Here is a 17,951-nt window from a genome sequence, read left to right as displayed (position 1 = left end):
AATACATCATACAAGCTAAACAAAACAAAAAAATACTTTAAAAAAATAAAAATTGATCTTTTTTCCAATTAATTTGGTGTATGATAGAAGTAAGCAAATACAAGTGATTAGTATGATTATTCAAACAATTCAAACAAATCATCAATCTTATGAAAAAAGCGGGAAAAGATTGAATTTTTTTTAAAAATTTTACTGAACTATGCTTGGAATGTGAGGATAGCAATGGTAAAATAGTGTTTGGAAGCGTTTAAATATCATACTACTATACTAACAGCATTGGTTAATATTGTAGGATAATAATTTCTTTCCTACGTATCAGAAAAGTTTTTCTGAACACTTATGAATAGTTGGGGGTAATGTTAGATGTCAGAAGAAGGTTCACTGAAGAGAAAATTCCCTTGGGAAGATTTCCATGGTCCAAACCTCGGCTATGTCATGGAGCAATACGATCAATATAAAATTGATCCAAACTCTGTTGATATAGAATTAAAGGAAATTTTTGATACTTGGGGCTCTCCTTCTATAGAGACTAATCAAATGACAGTATCAGCCGATCATGACTATATTAGTGCTGATAAAATGACGAAAATCGCAGAAGCAGTCAATCTCGTGACAAATATTCGCAGACATGGACACTTAAATGCGTCTATTTATCCATTCGAGGATTGCAGTGAAAAGAATGAATTTCTTCAACTTGAAGAATATAATTTGACTGAAGAGGACTTAAAAGACATTCCTGCTCATCTTTTATGTAAGGATGCCCCAGAGCATGTAACAAACGGGCTCGAAGCGTATCAATATTTAAAAGATGTTTATAAAAGAACAATTGCATTTGAATTTAGCCATGTCCACAATTATGAAGAAAAAACATGGCTTGTGAAAATGGTAGAGTCCGGTGCTATATTTAAGGACCTAACAGATGAAAAACGCAAATCGATTTTAAAAAGACTAACAGAAGTTGAGGGCTTTGAGCAATTCCTTCACCGTACGTTTGTAGGACAAAAGCGTTTTTCTATTGAAGGCTTGGACATGCTTGTACCTATTCTTGATGAATTAATCTCTAGTGCTGTTCAGTCCGGTACAGATACCATCAATATCGGGATGGCACATCGCGGCCGCTTGAACGTCTTGGCACATGTACTTGGAAAACCATATGAAATTATTTTTTCCGAATTCCAGCATGCTCCAAATAAAGATTTAGTACCGTCTGAAGGCTCCATCGGTATTAACTACGGCTGGAGCGGTGATGTTAAATACCATTTAGGTGCAAATAAACAGATCAAAGATGAAAATACTGTTCGTGCAAAGGTTACATTAGCAAACAACCCTAGCCACTTGGAATTCATTGATCCAATCGTTGAGGGCTATACACGTGCTGCTCAAGAAAAACGTACTGAAAAGGGCTATCCGAAGCAAGATGAAAGCGCAGCTATGGCTATCTTAATTCATGGTGACGCTGCATTCCCTGGAGAAGGTATCGTTGCTGAAACCCTTAATTTAAATAAATTAACAGGTTATCAAACAGGTGGAACGATCCATATTATTGCCAATAATATGATTGGTTTTACAACAGAAAGCCGAGATTCGCGTTCAACAAAATATGCAAGTGATATAGCTAAAGGCTATGAAATTCCAATTGTTCACGTAAATGCAGATGACCCTGAAGCTTGTTTAGCTGCAGTGTATATCGCAATGGAATACCGAAATAAATTCAAGAGTGATTTCTTAATTGATCTAATCGGCTATCGACGATTTGGACATAACGAGATGGACGAACCTTCCATGACCCAGCCAAAGCTGTATGAAAAAGTTCGTAAGCATCCAACAGTCCGTGCATTATACGGCAATAAGCTAGTTAATGAAGGGATTATAAAGTCAGAAGAGCTTGATAAAATAAATCAGGAAGTCCAATCAACACTTGAAAAAGCTCATCAAAAAGTACCTGATAATAGAGTTGCACAAGTACATGAAATCAAACTTCCTGAATTTGTTAACAACGGACTTCCTAAACTGAAAACCTCCGTTGATAAAGAGCAATTGCTTCAATTAAATGAAGAGCTAGTTAACTGGCCGGAAAATTTTAAAGTTTTCCCTAAGCTGAAAAAGATATTAGAAAAAAGAGGGAAAGCATTATCTGAACATGGTAAGGTAGATTGGTCTTTAGGTGAAGCGTTAGCATTCGCATCGATTTTAGAAGATGGTACTCCAATCAGGCTAACTGGACAGGATTCACAGCGCGGTACTTTTGCTCATAGACATATTGTTCTTCATGATATTGAAAGCGGTGAAAATTACTCGCCTCTTCACAGATTATCAAATGCAAAAGCATCATTTGCTGTTCACAATAGCCCATTATCTGAAGGATCTGTCCTTGGTTTTGAATATGGATATAATGTGTTCGCTCCTGAAACATTGGTATTATGGGAAGCACAATTTGGTGATTTTGCAAATGCTGCTCAAGTATTTTTTGATCAGTTTATTGCTGCAGGACGTGCGAAGTGGGGACAAAAATCTGGGTTAGTCATGCTTTTACCACATGGATTTGAGGGACAAGGACCTGAGCATTCAAGTGCCCGTTTAGAGCGTTATCTGCAGCTCTCAGCAGAGGATAGCTGGCAAGTTGCCAATTTAACAACAGCAGCTCAATATTTCCATATATTACGCCGTCAAGCAGACTTGTTGAAACGTGAGGAAGTTCGTCCGTTAGTCATTATGACGCCAAAAAGCTTATTGCGTAATCTACATTCTGTTTCAGATATTACAGAGTTAACTGAGGGAGAATTCAAGCCTGTTATTGAACAGCCTGGATTAGGAAAAGCTCCTGAAAAAGTGAAACGACTCGTATTATGCAGTGGTAAAGTTTCAATTGATTTAGTCGATAAATTAAATACTCTTGAAGGTGATACAGATTGGGTGCACATCTTACGAGTAGAAGAGCTTTATCCGTTCCCTAAGCAAATTATTTCTTCTATTATTGAACGATTGACATCACTTGAGGAAATTGTTTGGGTACAAGAAGAACCGCAAAATATGGGAGCTTGGTTATTCATGGATCCTAGATTGCGTGAAATTGCACCTGAAGGCGTACCGGTACGATATATCGGAAGAAGAAGAAGACAAAGTCCTGCTGAAGGAGATCCTAATATTCATAAAAAGGATCAAGAACGAATTGTAACAGAAGCATTAACTCAAACTGTACGAGATAAATCATTTGTGAATTCAAAATAATATAGCATCACTTGCCTAATATACTAAAGATGGGGCTGACACAAAAATCAAGAGATCATATCCTTTTAAAGACAGCCTCATCTCTTAATTAAAACTCGCAGCAAGTGCTCAAGGGGGAACCGACATGGCTGAGATTAAAGTACCAGAATTAGCAGAATCTATTACTGAAGGAACAATTGCACAATGGCTGAAGCAACCTGGTGATTTAGTTGAAAAAGGTGAATATCTATTAGAGGTAGAAACTGATAAAGTAAATGTTGAACTTACAGCTGAATTTTCTGGAGTTTTAAAGGAAACTCACAAAGAGTCCGGAGATACTGTACAGGTTGGAGAAACGATTGGCATTATTGATGAGGGTGGAAATGTCTTAACTGCTGCACCAGAGCAACCAAAGACTGAAACTGAAGAGCCCGCTGCTCAACAAAATACAGCTGTTGAAAAAGCAGAGGATAAGAAGCACTTCACAATCGCTTCACCTGCTGCAAGAAAGCTTGCACGTGAACGGGGTATTGATCTGCAGCAGGTTCAAGCAGCTGATCCACTAGGACGTGTTCGTAAGCAAGACGTGGCGGCACATTCAAATCAAGGCACTGTAACACAAGCTGAACCAGTGAAGCAAGCTCCTAAAACTTCAGCTGTTGTCCAACAAGAGCAACCAGGCAAGCCAGTTGAACGTGTAAAAATGTCAAGACGCAGACAAACAATTGCAAATCGTTTAGTTGAGGTTCAACAAACAGCTGCAATGTTAACAACTTTTAATGAGGTTGATATGACAGCTGTTATGGAGGTTCGTAAACGCCGTAAAGATAAGTTCTTTGAGCAGCATGATGTTCGTTTAGGATTTATGTCATTCTTTACAAAAGCAGTTGTTGCTGCGTTGAAGCAATTCCCACTATTAAATGCAGAGATTCAAGGCAATGAACTGTTAATTAAAAAATACTATGATATCGGTATTGCCGTTTCAGCTCCAGAAGGTTTAGTAGTACCAGTCGTTCGTGATGCTGATCGTTTGAACTTTGCTGGTATCGAAGGCGAGATTTTAAGCCTAGCTAAAAAAGCTCGTGATAATAAATTGAGTTTAGGAGATTTACAAGGCGGAACATTTACAATCACAAATGGCGGTGTTTTCGGTTCATTGTTATCAACACCAATTTTGAATGGTCCACAAGTTGGTATTCTCGGAATGCACAAAATTCAACTTCGTCCAGTTGCTATTGATGAAGAAAGAATGGAAAACCGTCCGATGATGTACATTGCTTTATCCTATGACCACCGCATTGTTGATGGAAAAGAAGCAGTAAGCTTCCTGGCAACAGTGAAAGAGCTTCTAGAAGATCCGGAATCTCTATTATTAGAAGGATAATAAAATCATGAAGAGGCTGTCTCAAGGGGCAGCCTCTTTGTCTATATAATAAGTTATGCTAAAAGATCGTTATGGATTAATTACTATGTTGATTGGGACAAATACGTCTAGGATTCCTAGGGGGAAGGAGTCAGGAGAAAAACATCTGAACAACTGTTTTAAAAACGAGAGTATGTAGCAGAGAAAACAAAATTCATCCTAAAAACTCAAAGCAGATAACGTAATACTATTTTAAAATTTGCAATTTAAATTATATCAGTAAAATGTTAAAATAATACCTAAATAATGTTTGGGTAGGATTGGTTATCTTTGATTATTCAAAATCATTTCTAAACAAACGAAAGAACAACATGAAAATTTAGAGGTGATTTTGTGGGAAACAATGTGGAGCAATGGTCTTCGAAATTGGCATTTATCCTTGCGGCAGCAGGGTCGGCGATAGGCTTGGGTGCTATTTGGAAGTTTCCATATGTCGCAGGCACGAGTGGTGGGGGAGTATTTTTCCTTATTTTTATTATATTTACTTTATTGATTGGCTTACCGCTATTATTAGGTGAATTTATTATCGGGCGAAGCACGCAAAAGGATGCTATTCAGTCCTATAAGCAAATTGCACCCCATTCATCATGGCATGTAATCGGTCGTTTAGGAATTGTGACATGCTTTATTTTACTGTCTTTTTACAGCGTTGTCGGCGGTTGGATCTTAATTTATCTTTTTAAGGGACTAACAGGCGAATTAAGCGGACTTACTGAACAAGAGTATAGCGATCTATTCGGTCATAGTATTTCTGATCCCGCTATTACTGTTTTTGCTCAATTTTTATTTATGCTAATTACCATTTTTGTCGTATCTAAAGGTGTTTCGAATGGAATTGAAAAAGCAAGCAAATTTATGATGCCAGCACTTTTTATTATTTTCATGATCTTAATTATTCGATCACTAACATTAGATGGGGCGATGGAAGGCATTATCTTCTTCCTGAAGCCGGATTTTGCCAATGTAACATCTGAGACAATTTTATATGCTTTGGGACAATCATTTTTTGCGTTAAGTGTCGGCGTTTCTGTTATGGTGACATACAGCTCATATTTATCCAAAAGTGAGAACCTTCCGCAATCGGCTGTATCGATTGTTGTCCTCAATTTATTGGTTGCCCTTTTAGCTGGTTTAGCGATCTTTCCGGCTGTATTCTCATTCGGAATCGAGCCAGATGCAGGTCCTGTATTATTATTTAATGTTTTACCTACTGTCTTTAATCAAATGCCTTATGGAGTTCTCTTTTTAATTGCATTTTTACTTTTATTCTTATTCGCTACATTAACCTCAGCATTCTCAATGCTTGAGATTATTGTTGCTCCGCTTGCAAAAGGTAATGAATTGAAACGTAGAAGATTTTCTTGGATCTTTGGCCTTTGCATATTCATCGTCGGCGTGCCTTCAGCGCTTTCTTATGGCGTGCTAAGTAATGTGACAATATTTGATAAATCGATCTTTGATGCAGCCGACTTTTTAGTAAGTAATATTTTAATGCCATTAGGGGCATTGTTAATTGCCATTTTTGTTCCTTTTAAACTTTCTAAAAAAACTCTTTTTAACGAGCTTTCTCAAGGTTCATCAATAAGTAAAAAGGTATTTGTCATTTGGTTTTTTCTTATAAAATATGTTTCTCCAATTATGATCGTTTTAGTGTTTTTGGATGCTTTAGGCATCATTTAACCAATAAGGCGGATGACTGCTTTGTTCAGTTATCCGCCTTTTTAGTATTAATAGGGTTTCCATTTTAATTGCTGTGCCTCATGAAAACGTCTTTCTACTTCCCGCCAATTGACAATATTCCACCAATTTTCGATATATTTCTTTCGATTGTTTTTATATTGGAGATAGTAGGCATGCTCCCATACATCAAGAACTAGGATTGGGACAACATCCCATTGGCTTAGATTTTGATGTTTTTCAGCTTGGAGAATTTCTAAGCGTCTTGAACGTGGTGACCAAACTAAAATGGCCCAACCAACACCTTCAACTTGATTAGCTGCTTCTGAGAAGTGGGATTTGAAGTTTTGGAAATTTCCAAAGCTTTGATTAATTTCTCTGATTAACATACCTGAAGGCTGGCCACCGCCATTCGGGCTCATGATACTCCAGAAAATTGTATGAAGATAATGTCCAGCCCCATGAAAAGCAGCTTCTCTTTCCCAATGCTTTATCAGTTCGAAATTATTAGTCATCCTTGCTTTTTGCATTTCCTTTTCTGCTTTATTCAATCCATCAACATAACTTTTATGGTGCTTGTCATGATGTAATTTCATGATCTCCTGGTTGATATAAGGTTCTAAAGCATCATACGAATATGGTAACGGAGGAAGAGTATGCATACCGATTGGTACTGTTCCCGAACTCATTTGAATTCGCGATCCTTCTTCTTCGTCACGATTTTTGCTTCGTTCAAAGTATTGTTGCAGCTCTGAGTATAGTTCATTTGCCCGTTCAAAAAGATCTGTCGGAACCATATTTTCTTTGTCTGTAAGCTCGTCTTGAAATTGGATAACTTTCCGTTTCCATTCAACTAATGTATTTGACTCAATATGCTCTCTTAGCTCATCAAGCGAGCCATTGTAGCTTTCTAAAATGTCTTCACACCACTGTTTCATTAAAGCAATATATTCTTTAGACAATCAAAACCCTCCCTGCAATCATTCGTAGTCAATATATGCACGCTGGGGAAAGATTGACTCTTTTTTAACAACAACCTTTTATGTTTTCTTTGCATAATGTGCAAGGGCTAATAACGGGAAAATATAGTTATAACTATGATAGTTAATATAAAATTGTTCGGGTAGACCAATCCCGGTTGGATAAGTTAGCGACTCTTTACTATTTGATTCTTGTACTAAGTACTGGAGCCCTTTTTTAACGGACTGGCGTTTTCGGCAGCCTGCTTGAATAAGTGTATCCAATGCCCATGAAGCTTGTGAAGGTGTACTTATATGAAGTGGAACATATTGCTTTCGTACACTGCTTAAACATGACTCACCCCATCCGCCATCTTGATGCTGAATCGATTCCAACCAAGTTATGGCTTTTTTTATTGCAGGATGATCAGGGGAAACGCCAACAGCTGCGAGTCCGGTCACTGCTGCCCATGTACCGTAAATATAGCAAACTCCCCAACGGCCATACCATGAGCCATTTGGTTCTTGATTATTTAATAACCAACTAACCCCTGCATTTACACTGGGGTGATGATGGGTTAATCCAGCAAAATGACCGAGAAACTCTAATATCCTGCCGGTTAAATCAGCAGTGGATGAATCAATGGCTGCATCTTGTGCATGATCGAGCGGTAGGTAAGCTAGTAATTCAAAATTGGTATTTTTCTCGAAAGCTCCCCAGCCACCATCTGCATTTTGCATGGACAACAAATAGGTAACACCTTTATACCATGCTTCTTGATAATCTTTTGATGCAAGGGCTCGACGGGAGATCGCTCTTAATGCTGCTGAAGTATCATCATTATCCGGATTGATTGTATTATTATGGGAGAAACCCCATCCTCCTGGATCAATAAAGCGATTATGAAGCATCCAATCGCCTTTTTTGACATGTTGTTTGGAGAGAAGAAAATTCGTTGAGTTTTTTATAACTTGTGAGTCAATCCTTACATTCGCTTCTTGTAAAGCATAGCAAATTAATGCCGTATCCCATATAGTAGAGGTTGAATTTTCTAAATGGGTTCCATGACATCTGTCACTGACAAGTCCTTTTAGACCGTCTATCGCTTTTTGGATATGCAGGGAATTCTTTTTATAACCTAGTGCAAGCAGACTATAGACCATAAAGAATGTTGCACTTGCGTAGCTTAGCAAGGTTCCGTCATCTTCAATTCTTTTAAGCATATACCTTTCTGCCTTCTCGTATCCTAAACGATGAAGATAGCTAGGAACATTTAATAGCTTCTTCATTTCAATTGTAAGGTAATCTATTGATCGGCCAGTAGAGGTTAAATCCCATTCACCCAATTTAGTAGAAGAAGTACGAACTATAAGGTGATCAACATTTGGTGTGTATGGCGATTGAATCGAAAATTTTTTATTTGCAGCTACCATCATTGGAATGAAATGGATTCGCGCATAGGTACTTAATTGAAAAAAATTTAATGGAAACGTTGGGGGAATGAGAAGAAAGGTCATCGGTATATAAAAAAGCTTAGGCCAGCGATATAAACCATTAGCGGCCAGCATCCATTTTGTCATAAAATGAGTGTTTGATAATCCTCCTTTTTTCCGAATAAACAACTCTGCTTTCTTCAAGATGGGGTGTTCGCGTCTGTAGTGTCCAGAATATAGGAGAGCGATATAAGCTTGAACGGTTGCTGAGAGGTTACCATCGCGTTCATCAGGATATGCTTTCCATATTCCGTTACGAGATTGCTGATCAACAATTCGCCTTGTTAACTTTTTAATTAAATTTTCTTCATCCCCCATATTTAAAGAACGCAGCAGGATGATCATAAAGGCATCTGTCATGATTCCCCCTTCAAAACAAAAGGACCAAGAGCCATCCTTTTGCTGAAGCTTGGTTAATTCTTCAATTCTTGTCTTTATCTCATTCTTTATCATCCCATCTGTGATCATTTCCATATCACCTCACCTATATGAATATTCAGATAGGAAAAATGTTATGTTTGTACTTATTATCTATCTTTAATCTTTATGTAAATTTCCATATAAAAATAAGCTTGATGTTGAAAGGACAATTGGCATTTTGCTTCAAATAATAGTAAAATATGAAGAAAGAAGAAAGGATTGAAAACAACATGATACATAAAACATGGCAAAAAACTGCACCTCTTAAAAAGGTTACTTGTGTACATACAAATGCCGCAAAGTATATGGTAGATCGTGCTTTAACGGCAGGTAAGCAGTATGATGTTCAAAATGAAACAGAAGAATTTTACTTTGTCATTGATAATACTGGTAAAGTTGGTGGTTATTATAAAGATTATTTTGAAGAATAATCTTATGATAGGTTGAAAAAAAGGATGAATGAAGAATCATCCTTTTTTTATATAAAATAAAAGAATACACTTGTTTTTTATGATATTATTATCAAATGTGAAAATAATATCATTATGAAATTTATAAAAAGGAGACAGAACATGTATTCAAAAGCGAAGTTAATTCTTCATCCAGTAAGAATGAAAATTGTTCAAACCTTAATAGGCAGCAGAGAATTAAACGTACAACAAATTGCACAAAAATTAACAGATGTCCCACAGGCGACTCTTTATCGTCATTTAAATAAATTAGTAGAGGCTGAAGTGATTCGTGTTGTTAAAGAAAATCAAATTCGCGGGACCATTGAAAAAATCTACTCGTTAGCTGAAGAAGAGATTGGCGGCAAAGAGGAGTTGGAAAATGTAACTCGTGAAGAGCATTTAACCCTTTTTCTTACTTTTATGACACATTTACTTGGTAAATACGAGAGCTATCTAAACCAAGAACAAATTGATTTATATAAGGATGGCGTTGGATTTCGAGAAGCACTTGTTTATTTAACTGATGAAGAGTTTCAAGAATTTGCACAGGAGTTATCAACATTAATGAAAAAAGTCATTGAGAAGGAACCAACTAAAAATAGAAAAGCGAGACATATTGTCAGTATATTCATTCCTGAGCCGAGAAAGTAGGCTCTTAAGTGGTCGTTAACATAGTCATGAGGCATTATCCTAAAATTTTTTATAAAAGTAAATGAAGTTCAACTTGTATTTCCCTATGTTTTTTAGTATAACCAATACATAATCATTTAAAATTTTTGTAGAAAACTATTGAAAACTAGATATTACACGCATTCAAATCTAATGATTTAGTAAGTTTTCATCTAGAAAGGGAAGACGTATATGAGTGAGACTAATGTACAAATAAGGGATGCACAGCTTGAAGATCTTTCGAAAATTGTTGAAATATACAACTCATCGATACCAGGACAACTTGCCACAGCTGATCTGGAAGAAGTTACTGTTGAAAGTAGATTAACTTGGTTCTATGACCATAACTCCCATCATCGTCCCTTATGGGTTTTAGAAGAAGACGGGAATATAGTCGGCTGGTTAAGCTTTCAATCTTTTTACGGAAGACCTGCTTACAATGCAACAGCAGAGGTTAGCATTTATTTAGACCCAACCGTACATGGAAAAGGTTATGCGCGTGTATTAATGGAAAAGGCAATCTCTGCATGTCCTAAATTAGAAATTAAGACTTTGCTTGCCTTTGTTTTTGGTCATAATGATCCGAGCATTCGACTATTTCAAAAATACAATTTTGAAAAATGGGCCCACTTGCCAAGAATAGCTGACATGGCAGGGGTGGAAAGAGATTTATTAATCCTTGGAAAACGAATAATTCAATAAGAACATAAGGGGATACAGGCTTTTTGCTTTGTATCTTTTTTATTGTTTACCAGGAAATTATATAATGCTTGAACTGTAGATAAGCGCTTTGACATCCAGGCGCTTGCGCTTTTGTTCTTTTAATCGTTACCGGTACTAAAAATCAACTCATGTCATTTTAATGAATAGTTTCCTTTGCTTAAAACAAATAATTAATAAAGACTTTATCGAAAGACAATCATAAAAAGTTACTTTAGAAGGTGAGATTATGCAAAATTTATTGTTTACTCATAATGATTTAGATGGAGTAAGCTGCGGAATCCTGGCAAGGTATGCATTCCCTGATAATATAGAGGTACATTATCATTCGGTAAACAGTTTAAATTTTCATGTAGAGAAGTTTCTCGATGAAGCGGAAGAAAAGAAGACTACCTCACAACTTTACATAACAGACCTTTCAGTAAATAACGAAAATGAAAAGAGATTAAATGAATTTGCATTAAGTGGAGGAAAAATTCTATTAATTGACCATCATAAATCTGCCCTTCATTTAAATAAATATGATTGGTCAAATGTCCAAGTAGAAGAAACGAATGGAAAATTAGCTTCTGCCACAACATTATTTTATCAATTTTTAATAAAAGAAAAGATTATCAGTCCAAAACCTTCATTAGATGAATACGTTGAATTAGTCCGCCAATATGATACATGGGAATGGGAGAAACATGAAAATATCAATGCAAAAAGATTAAATGATCTTTTATATATGCAATCCATTGAAGAATTTGAAGGAAAAATGCTTGAAAGATTAACGCAAAATGAACATTTTTCATTTAATGTGTTTGAAGATAAAGTGTTAGATATCGAAGAGAATAAAACAGAACGCTATATTCATCGTAAAACAAAAGAATTGGTTCAAGCAATTATAGGAAAGCTTTGCATTGGAATTGTCCATGCAGAGTCCTATCATTCAGAACTAGGAAATGCTTTAGGAAAGGAATATCCACATCTGGATTGTATTGCCATTTTGAACATGGGGAGTAAGAAAATCGGGTTTCGTACGATTCATGACCATGTTGATGTATCAAAGCTTGCCACATCTTATGGTGGAGGAGGTCATGCAAAAGCAGCTGGATGCTCGATGACAAAAGAAGCTTTTAAAGATTTTGTTGAAAGAACATTCATTCTTAAACCTTTAATAGTGGATGCACCTTATAATAAATATAATATAAAGGATCGCTCTGCACATTATGAAAATAGAGAAGAAGAACAATTTCTAATTTATCAAAATGCAAATGGTAAATGGGTGATTGAAAAAAATCATGCTTTACTTTCAGAAGAGTACCAAACCTTTGAAATGGCAGAACGATTTTTAAAACGGTCCTATTCAGCAGGACTTACGAAGGATGAAAAACTTATAAGTTACTTAATCGAATCGTATAACCGAAAAAAATAAAGGAACAGAGGTTGTCTCAGAAAGGGTCATGTTCCGCCAATAAATAACAATGACAAACCTTCCAACGATGATCGGTCTTATATATAGTGTTTTGGAGCAGACCCTTTCATTTTATAATCAATGCTAATCAACAACAATCGTAGCAATCATAGGGACTCCATGCCCAGCATGGCTATGTGTGTCACAAACTAGTCTGTAAGTGCCCTCTTTTTTAAAATGCAAAGGAACAATTGTTTCTTCTCCTTTTTTAACAGTTCCTTTAATATCTGTTCCTTCAATGTAAAACGGGTGTTCTTCACCATTTACACCAAAAATACTTAGTGTAACATCTTTATCTTTTGGGATAACAATGGTTCCAGGGTCAAAGCGGTAGGCTTCAATTTTTTTGCCATCAGCTGTAGTTGAGGTAAATTCACCGGTTACCATGTTTATGACAAGTTCACTGCCTTGTTCCTGACTATCATTAAATGTAGGAATAGCGTCATTTGTATAATAATACAATCCACCAACTACAATTGCTGCAACAACTAGCAACAACCATTTTCTTTTAATGATGACAAACTTCATAACGTTCCCTCCTCATAATACATTTCTCCTTATCTATATGACATTTAGGAGGAGAACTTGTCTAAAAGTTTGTCAAAGGTATTATTTATTTAAATTTCATATAAAAAAGTCTGACTCAAAACGAAAGGGTCAGACCCTTAAACACTAAATATAGGAGAAAATAGTTAGAAATCCTATATAAGTGTTACATGAAAGGTCTGACCCTTTATAAAAAATTCGTTGTAAATCTATTTTATTCCTTTTTTGCTTTTACTGCTGAGAAATTTTCTACCACTGGTAAAGTACGTTCGTCTTCAACCATAGCATGTCCACAAAGCGGACAATCCGGGTTCTCATTGGATTTGAAATTATCTCTCATCCAACCATTGCATTCAGCTGATCCACAAGTCCATATCTTAAGGTTTACCTCTGGTGGCTTTTCGACTTGCTGTTGAAATCTCATTTAAACACATCCTTTGGTAAGGGGATTAACTACTACATACATTATACACATTTTTCCTTACAATATGTATAATACTTACTAATATCCTTCAGGTATTGTATCAACCCAAAAAAGGAATAAACATGTAAAATTATACTTCTTTTAATTCCGCAACAGGAACTTGGGTCCGTTCCTCAAGAGGTCCTCTTAAATGACAAGTAACCATTTCTTGATCTTCATGTAATTCATCAATCCAGACAGAGACACCATTGTATATGACTTTAATATCGGCTGATGAAGAAAGGATTTGTTTTACTCGATTTATATCCAATTTTATTCCTCCTCATGTCATTTTCCCTTGTAAAAATCTTCATTTTATTTTTTGCAAAATAAAGGATCTTTATCCACATATTATTTATTTGAAATATACTTGTTTGCAGGCCATCTTTTAAATGGTACAAGCTTTCCATAAGTGAAGCAGCGCCATATCCATTCAAATGGTCCATGATGAAAATAAATAAGCCAAAAATAGCTAAATAATAATTGAGAAGAGAATAAGATCATGCTAAAAAGGGTACCTTCTAGTAATCCAATCTGTCCATATAAATGAAAAAAACGATAAAAACCAATACATATAATCGATTGTAAGAGATAGTTGGTTAATGCCATCTTTCCAATAAAATGAAACGGAAATAAAGCATTTGACTTTTTTGTAAGAAAATAAAACGAGCTCATATAAAAAATGCTCATGATAATCCCACTAATGCTTGTTAGAAAATGGCTCAGCCTATTCACAGAAATACCAAAGGAATGGGTAGAGGTTAAGATTAGTATGTTTACAGCAAGGAAAGGCAAGCTTAACAAGAAACTCCATTTACATATATTTTTTATATGAAAATCATTATCTTCGTTATGTAAATATAATTGCTTCTTACCGGTATATAGACCAAGTAAAAACATCCCTAAAACAGGGATCATTGCAAAAGGAATTTGCAAAAGAATTGGGAGGATCTCAATCTTCAATCGGTATAAAAGCCATTCAGGATAAGAGGCTTCTGCATAGACGGATGTATATTCTGAAACAATGTTATTATATAAAGGTTCATTTAACTGTGTCCCAGCAGGAATATAAAAAACGGTTGCACTTAGCACAATATGATAAAGAGAAATGAAAAAAAATGCCCAATACAAAATATAACGGTTTGATAGCTTACGAAAAAATATCAGCAAAAGCCCTGCTAATGCATATAGATGTAAGATATCTCCGTACCAAATAAAAACTAAATGAAAAAGACCGAACATTAGAAGAACTAGTAATCTCTTAATAAAAAGGTTCATTCCATTGGTCTTTTTGAGAAAAAAATAAAAGCCAAGACCAAATAAAAATGAAAAAATAGGATAAAATTTCATATGGATAAAAAGCTGAAAAAATAGTGAGAAAAAATATTCTAAACCTTGGTAGGTGACAGGTTTTCCATAATACATCTCAATAAATTCCGGTGAATAAAAGCTTCGCATGTTTACTAACAAAATACCTAACAAGGAGAACCCGCGAATAATATCGATTAATATGATCCTGTTTTGCTGATCTTTCATTTTATTTCCCTCTTTTACCGTTGTATCAATTCTTGTTCATTTTATCACAATAAATGAAAAGGGAATCACCATTTACTGCATATGCCTTTAGTAAACAATAAAAAGAAGAAAGGAGCAAATCAAAGGGACAGGTTAGTCCTTTTGAGAAACCCCCGTCATTTATTATTTCAATGTGTTATTTTCTTCAAATACATCTCTGCCAATTGCCCCAACAGACATATCTGTATTAGACCTAGTATTCACACTACTTGTAAACGTATTTTTTTTATGTGCATTTTTTTGATTTGAACCAAGATATTCAGATTTATGCTTAGCTTCTGTTTTAATAAATTGGTTAAAGTTTTCATTTACCATAAAAGTTCATCTCCTAAGGATATAGTTATTCCCGACTATCATAACCATTTTTCTATTGATTCATTAAACGTCTTTCGAAATATGAAAAAGGTACCAATGAGGTACCTTATAGCCACTAATATAAGGATTGATTATCGCACTCCACCGCTCATTTGTTGTTGAGCAAAAGATACCAAACGTTTTGTGATTTCTCCACCAACAGATCCATTTGCACGAGATGTTGTTTCTGCACCAAGGTTTACCCCAAATTCAGAAGCAATTTCAAATTTCATTTGGTCGATCGCTTGAGCAGCACCAGGTACTAAAAGTTGGTTTGAGCTATTACTGTTGCTTGCCATATTGATCCATCTCCTTTATGAATGATTAATTGGTGGGTTAAGTTGGATTTGCACCAAGCTTTTAACCTACTAGGCTAACCCATTATAAAATCTAGTGATGATTCCTTTAATAATTTGTTGATAATAATATTTCACAATACATTCGCAATATTCTTTTTACCGTTTGGTAAGTATTTCTATTAACAGCAAAAGAACTAACTTGATGGATTTGTGGAATAATACTAGCAATAATCGATTAGGGGTTGATCTTATGCCGACGGTAATAATAGAGGATAATAAAAAAATAACATATGATGACCTTGGAGAAGGGATACCGATACTCTTTATTCATCCACCTGGAATGGGAAGGCATGTCTTCTATTATCAACGAAAGTTAAGTGATAAGATGAGGGTGATCATTCCGGATTTAACAGGTCATGGAGATAGTTCAGAGGCAAATGTAAACGATCTTTCTATCATGTATTATAGTAAAGAAATCTTAGCTTTACTTGATGAATTAAAGATTAAGTCCGCTGTACTTTGCGGCTATTCCGCTGGGGGCGGAATTGCGCAAATAATTAGCTCCCATTATCAGGAGCGTGTTTCTGGCCTAATTTTAATTGGAGGATTTCCAGCAGTTTTGAATGCTTCACTTAAAGTGGAACATAAACTAGGAATGTATATGGTGAAACATCATAGAAACTTGCTAACGAACATTTTAGCTAACAGTCATACGAAAAATAAAGATTTAAAAGAACTCTTGATATCCCATATGAACAAAGCTCAACTAGGTGCATGGTATAAATTTTATCAAGAGGTTCTCGATATGAAGTAACAAACGATTTTAAAGAGATTCGTGTTCCTTTACTTTGGATGGATGGAACGAGGTCTGATGCAATAAATCTATACCAAAATTTTTATAGGAAACACTCAGCAAATTATCGCATTGTCCTGTTTAAACATGTAAACCATCAAATACCTACTAAGAAATGGAAGTCAGTGAATGAAGAAATCGTTCAATATATTTGTAAATTAGAAAAAAATTTAAACTGATAGCAGGAAATACAGGATAAATAGCTAATATTTTATAGATTGATGTTTTATTTAGAAGATAAAAAATTCTGACATACTAAGGAATCGAGCAGAAGGAGAGAGAAGCATGAAGGTTGTTAAAGAGCAATTTGGTGAATACAATGGTGAAGCAGTTTATTCCTATTCACTTCAAAATAAACACGGAATGAAGGTAACCTGTATCAATCTTGGCTGTATTATTACCGAAATCCTTACCCACAATAAAGAGGGACAATTAGAAAATGTGGTTCTTGGATTTGATGATGTTGAGAATTACCTTGAAAATTCTCCTTATTTCGGTGCGGTAGTGGGGCGTGTTGCTGGAAGAATTAAAAACGGCAGCTTTGAGTTAGATGGAGAAACCTATGAATTACCACAAAATGAAAACGCTAATCATTTGCATGGCGGTCTGGAAGGCTTCGACCGAAAACTTTGGGAAGCCAAACCAATTGAGACAAACAATGAGACAGGCGTAGAGTTTAGCTATGTTAGTAAAGATGGAGAAGAGGGATACCCAGGTACGTTAACTGTAAAAGTAACGTATTTATTAACAGATCAAAATGAATTGATCATGACGTACGCTGCGACAACAGATAAGAAAACATTAGTGAATTTAACGAACCATACATACTTTAATTTAAGTGGAAATATAAAAAATGATATTTTATCACATAAATTAAAGATAAATAGCAAAAAATTCCTTGAACTTAATGATCAATTAATACCAACTGGAAAGTTCCTTGATGTTGAAAATACTCCATTTGATTTTCAAAAAGAAAAAGAACTGCGTGAAGCGATCTTAGCTGATCACAAGCAGGTTCAATTAGTTGGACAAGGAATTGACCATCCATTCTTATTAGATGAAGATCAAAAGAAAGAAATCGTCTTACTTGATGAGGAAAGCGGAAGAAAGCTAATTGTTGAAACAGAAGAACAAAGCGTTGTTGTCTACACATCAAATATGTTAGGTGACTTTAGAATAAGAGATGTGCAAGCAAGAAAGTATTTAGGAATTTGTTTAGAAACACAAGGGCTTCCAGACTCTATCCATCATCCACAGTTTTCTCCTTGTATTCTTGATGTTGGTGATGAATACAAAACGACGACAAAATTTACCTTTACGATCAACCAATAACTTACTAGAGGATGTCTCATTCGATAAATGATCTGAGCATCCTCTAAATTTT

General features: G+C 35.4%; 17 protein-coding genes. 9 read left to right on the top strand and 8 right to left on the bottom strand.

The window, feature by feature from the left end:
• Window positions 1-363: 363 nt before the first annotated feature.
• From sucA to Q1B07_RS12240, 3 genes are all read left to right on the top strand, one after another.
• Complete coding sequence (gene sucA / locus Q1B07_RS12250) at window positions 364-3,228, top strand: 2-oxoglutarate dehydrogenase E1 component (protein WP_299093499.1); 2,865 nt, start codon at window positions 364-366, stop codon at window positions 3,226-3,228.
• Between the two features lie 124 nt (window positions 3,229-3,352).
• Complete coding sequence (odhB, locus tag Q1B07_RS12245) at window positions 3,353-4,591, top strand: 2-oxoglutarate dehydrogenase complex dihydrolipoyllysine-residue succinyltransferase (RefSeq protein WP_299093501.1); 1,239 nt, start codon at window positions 3,353-3,355, stop codon at window positions 4,589-4,591.
• Window positions 4,592-4,963: 372 nt separating this feature from the next.
• On the top strand, window positions 4,964-6,310 hold the full coding sequence (locus Q1B07_RS12240) for a sodium-dependent transporter (protein WP_299093503.1): 1,347 nt from the start codon (window positions 4,964-4,966) through the stop codon (window positions 6,308-6,310).
• A gap of 47 nt (window positions 6,311-6,357) precedes the next feature.
• Here the strand turns inward: Q1B07_RS12240 and Q1B07_RS12235 are convergent, their stop codons facing one another.
• Both Q1B07_RS12235 and shc read right to left on the bottom strand, forming a co-directional pair.
• Window positions 6,358-7,269: a superoxide dismutase gene (locus tag Q1B07_RS12235; protein WP_299093505.1), complete on the bottom strand. Its 912-nt coding sequence runs from the start codon at window positions 7,267-7,269 to the stop codon at window positions 6,358-6,360.
• Window positions 7,270-7,347: 78 nt separating this feature from the next.
• Window positions 7,348-9,234, bottom strand: a complete 1,887-nt coding sequence (gene shc / locus Q1B07_RS12230; protein WP_299093506.1) for a squalene--hopene cyclase — start codon at window positions 9,232-9,234, stop codon at window positions 7,348-7,350.
• A 176-nt stretch (window positions 9,235-9,410) separates the two neighbouring features.
• Here shc and Q1B07_RS12225 point away from each other — a divergent pair, with 176 nt between their 5' ends.
• From Q1B07_RS12225 to Q1B07_RS12210, 4 genes are all read left to right on the top strand, one after another.
• The gene (locus tag Q1B07_RS12225) at window positions 9,411-9,611 is read left to right on the top strand and encodes a DUF6501 family protein (protein WP_299093507.1); all 201 of its coding nucleotides are present in this window, start codon (window positions 9,411-9,413) and stop codon (window positions 9,609-9,611) included.
• Window positions 9,612-9,752: 141 nt separating this feature from the next.
• The gene (locus tag Q1B07_RS12220; RefSeq protein WP_299093508.1) at window positions 9,753-10,283 is read left to right on the top strand and encodes a helix-turn-helix domain-containing protein; all 531 of its coding nucleotides are present in this window, start codon (window positions 9,753-9,755) and stop codon (window positions 10,281-10,283) included.
• 210 nt (window positions 10,284-10,493) lie between these two features.
• Entirely contained in the window at window positions 10,494-11,003 is a 510-nt protein-coding gene (locus Q1B07_RS12215) for a GNAT family N-acetyltransferase (RefSeq protein WP_299093509.1), read from the top strand.
• A 247-nt stretch (window positions 11,004-11,250) separates the two neighbouring features.
• A complete protein-coding gene (locus tag Q1B07_RS12210) occupies window positions 11,251-12,438 on the top strand; it encodes an oligoribonuclease (protein ID WP_299093510.1) in 1,188 nt (395 codons plus the stop codon).
• Window positions 12,439-12,561: 123 nt separating this feature from the next.
• On the opposite strand, the gene Q1B07_RS12205 is transcribed toward Q1B07_RS12210, so the two are convergent.
• The 6 genes from Q1B07_RS12205 to Q1B07_RS12180 form a co-directional block, all read right to left on the bottom strand.
• Window positions 12,562-13,005 carry a cupredoxin domain-containing protein gene (locus Q1B07_RS12205; protein ID WP_299093511.1) on the bottom strand — a complete coding sequence of 148 codons (444 nt, stop codon included), beginning with the start codon at window positions 13,003-13,005 and terminating at the stop codon, window positions 12,562-12,564.
• Between the two features lie 232 nt (window positions 13,006-13,237).
• Complete coding sequence (locus tag Q1B07_RS12200; RefSeq protein ID WP_299093513.1) at window positions 13,238-13,447, bottom strand: cold-inducible protein YdjO-related protein; 210 nt, start codon at window positions 13,445-13,447, stop codon at window positions 13,238-13,240.
• A 130-nt stretch (window positions 13,448-13,577) separates the two neighbouring features.
• Window positions 13,578-13,757 carry an H-type small acid-soluble spore protein gene (locus Q1B07_RS12195; protein ID WP_299093514.1) on the bottom strand — a complete coding sequence of 60 codons (180 nt, stop codon included), beginning with the start codon at window positions 13,755-13,757 and terminating at the stop codon, window positions 13,578-13,580.
• Between the two features lie 80 nt (window positions 13,758-13,837).
• Complete coding sequence (locus Q1B07_RS12190) at window positions 13,838-15,022, bottom strand: DUF418 domain-containing protein (RefSeq protein ID WP_299093516.1); 1,185 nt, start codon at window positions 15,020-15,022, stop codon at window positions 13,838-13,840.
• 162 nt (window positions 15,023-15,184) lie between these two features.
• Window positions 15,185-15,376 (bottom strand): hypothetical protein, encoded by a 192-nt coding sequence (locus Q1B07_RS12185; protein ID WP_299093518.1) that lies wholly within the window; start codon window positions 15,374-15,376, stop codon window positions 15,185-15,187.
• Between the two features lie 131 nt (window positions 15,377-15,507).
• The gene (locus Q1B07_RS12180; protein ID WP_299832829.1) at window positions 15,508-15,714 is read right to left on the bottom strand and encodes an alpha/beta-type small acid-soluble spore protein; all 207 of its coding nucleotides are present in this window, start codon (window positions 15,712-15,714) and stop codon (window positions 15,508-15,510) included.
• A 250-nt stretch (window positions 15,715-15,964) separates the two neighbouring features.
• On the opposite strand from Q1B07_RS12180, the gene Q1B07_RS12175 reads away from it, so the two are divergent.
• Together Q1B07_RS12175 and Q1B07_RS12170 are read left to right on the top strand one after the other, a co-directional pair.
• Window positions 15,965-16,528 (top strand): alpha/beta hydrolase, encoded by a 564-nt coding sequence (locus Q1B07_RS12175; RefSeq protein ID WP_299088560.1) that lies wholly within the window; start codon window positions 15,965-15,967, stop codon window positions 16,526-16,528.
• 324 nt (window positions 16,529-16,852) lie between these two features.
• Window positions 16,853-17,899, top strand: coding sequence for an aldose epimerase family protein (locus Q1B07_RS12170; RefSeq protein ID WP_299088559.1), 1,047 nt, complete (start codon window positions 16,853-16,855; stop codon window positions 17,897-17,899).
• Window positions 17,900-17,951 lie beyond the last annotated feature (52 nt).

Origin of the sequence: uncultured Metabacillus sp. (assembly GCF_947503125.1) — a bacterium.
Lineage (GTDB): Bacteria > Bacillota > Bacilli > Bacillales > Bacillaceae > Metabacillus.
The sequence above is the reverse complement of the archived record's forward strand: the minus strand, read 5'-3'. Positions and strand labels throughout refer to the sequence as shown.

Bases quoted from the DNA above. Each gene is read 5' to 3' on its own strand.
- sucA (WP_299093499.1), top strand. From the start codon at position 364: ATGTCAGAAGAAGGTTCACTGAAGAGAAAATTCCCTTGGGAAGATTTC.
- odhB (WP_299093501.1), top strand. From the start codon at position 3,353: ATGGCTGAGATTAAAGTACCAGAATTAGCAGAATCTATTACTGAAGGA.
- shc (WP_299093506.1), bottom strand. From the start codon at position 9,234: ATGGAAATGATCACAGATGGGATGATAAAGAATGAGATAAAGACAAGA.
- Q1B07_RS12225 (WP_299093507.1), top strand. From the start codon at position 9,411: ATGATACATAAAACATGGCAAAAAACTGCACCTCTTAAAAAGGTTACT.
- Q1B07_RS12220 (WP_299093508.1), top strand. From the start codon at position 9,753: ATGTATTCAAAAGCGAAGTTAATTCTTCATCCAGTAAGAATGAAAATT.
- Q1B07_RS12215 (WP_299093509.1), top strand. From the start codon at position 10,494: ATGAGTGAGACTAATGTACAAATAAGGGATGCACAGCTTGAAGATCTT.
- Q1B07_RS12210 (WP_299093510.1), top strand. From the start codon at position 11,251: ATGCAAAATTTATTGTTTACTCATAATGATTTAGATGGAGTAAGCTGC.
- Q1B07_RS12205 (WP_299093511.1), bottom strand. From the start codon at position 13,005: ATGAAGTTTGTCATCATTAAAAGAAAATGGTTGTTGCTAGTTGTTGCA.
- Q1B07_RS12200 (WP_299093513.1), bottom strand. From the start codon at position 13,447: ATGAGATTTCAACAGCAAGTCGAAAAGCCACCAGAGGTAAACCTTAAG.
- Q1B07_RS12190 (WP_299093516.1), bottom strand. From the start codon at position 15,022: ATGAAAGATCAGCAAAACAGGATCATATTAATCGATATTATTCGCGGG.
- Q1B07_RS12185 (WP_299093518.1), bottom strand. From the start codon at position 15,376: ATGGTAAATGAAAACTTTAACCAATTTATTAAAACAGAAGCTAAGCAT.
- Q1B07_RS12180 (WP_299832829.1), bottom strand. From the start codon at position 15,714: ATGGCAAGCAACAGTAATAGCTCAAACCAACTTTTAGTACCTGGTGCT.
- Q1B07_RS12175 (WP_299088560.1), top strand. From the start codon at position 15,965: ATGCCGACGGTAATAATAGAGGATAATAAAAAAATAACATATGATGAC.
- Q1B07_RS12170 (WP_299088559.1), top strand. From the start codon at position 16,853: ATGAAGGTTGTTAAAGAGCAATTTGGTGAATACAATGGTGAAGCAGTT.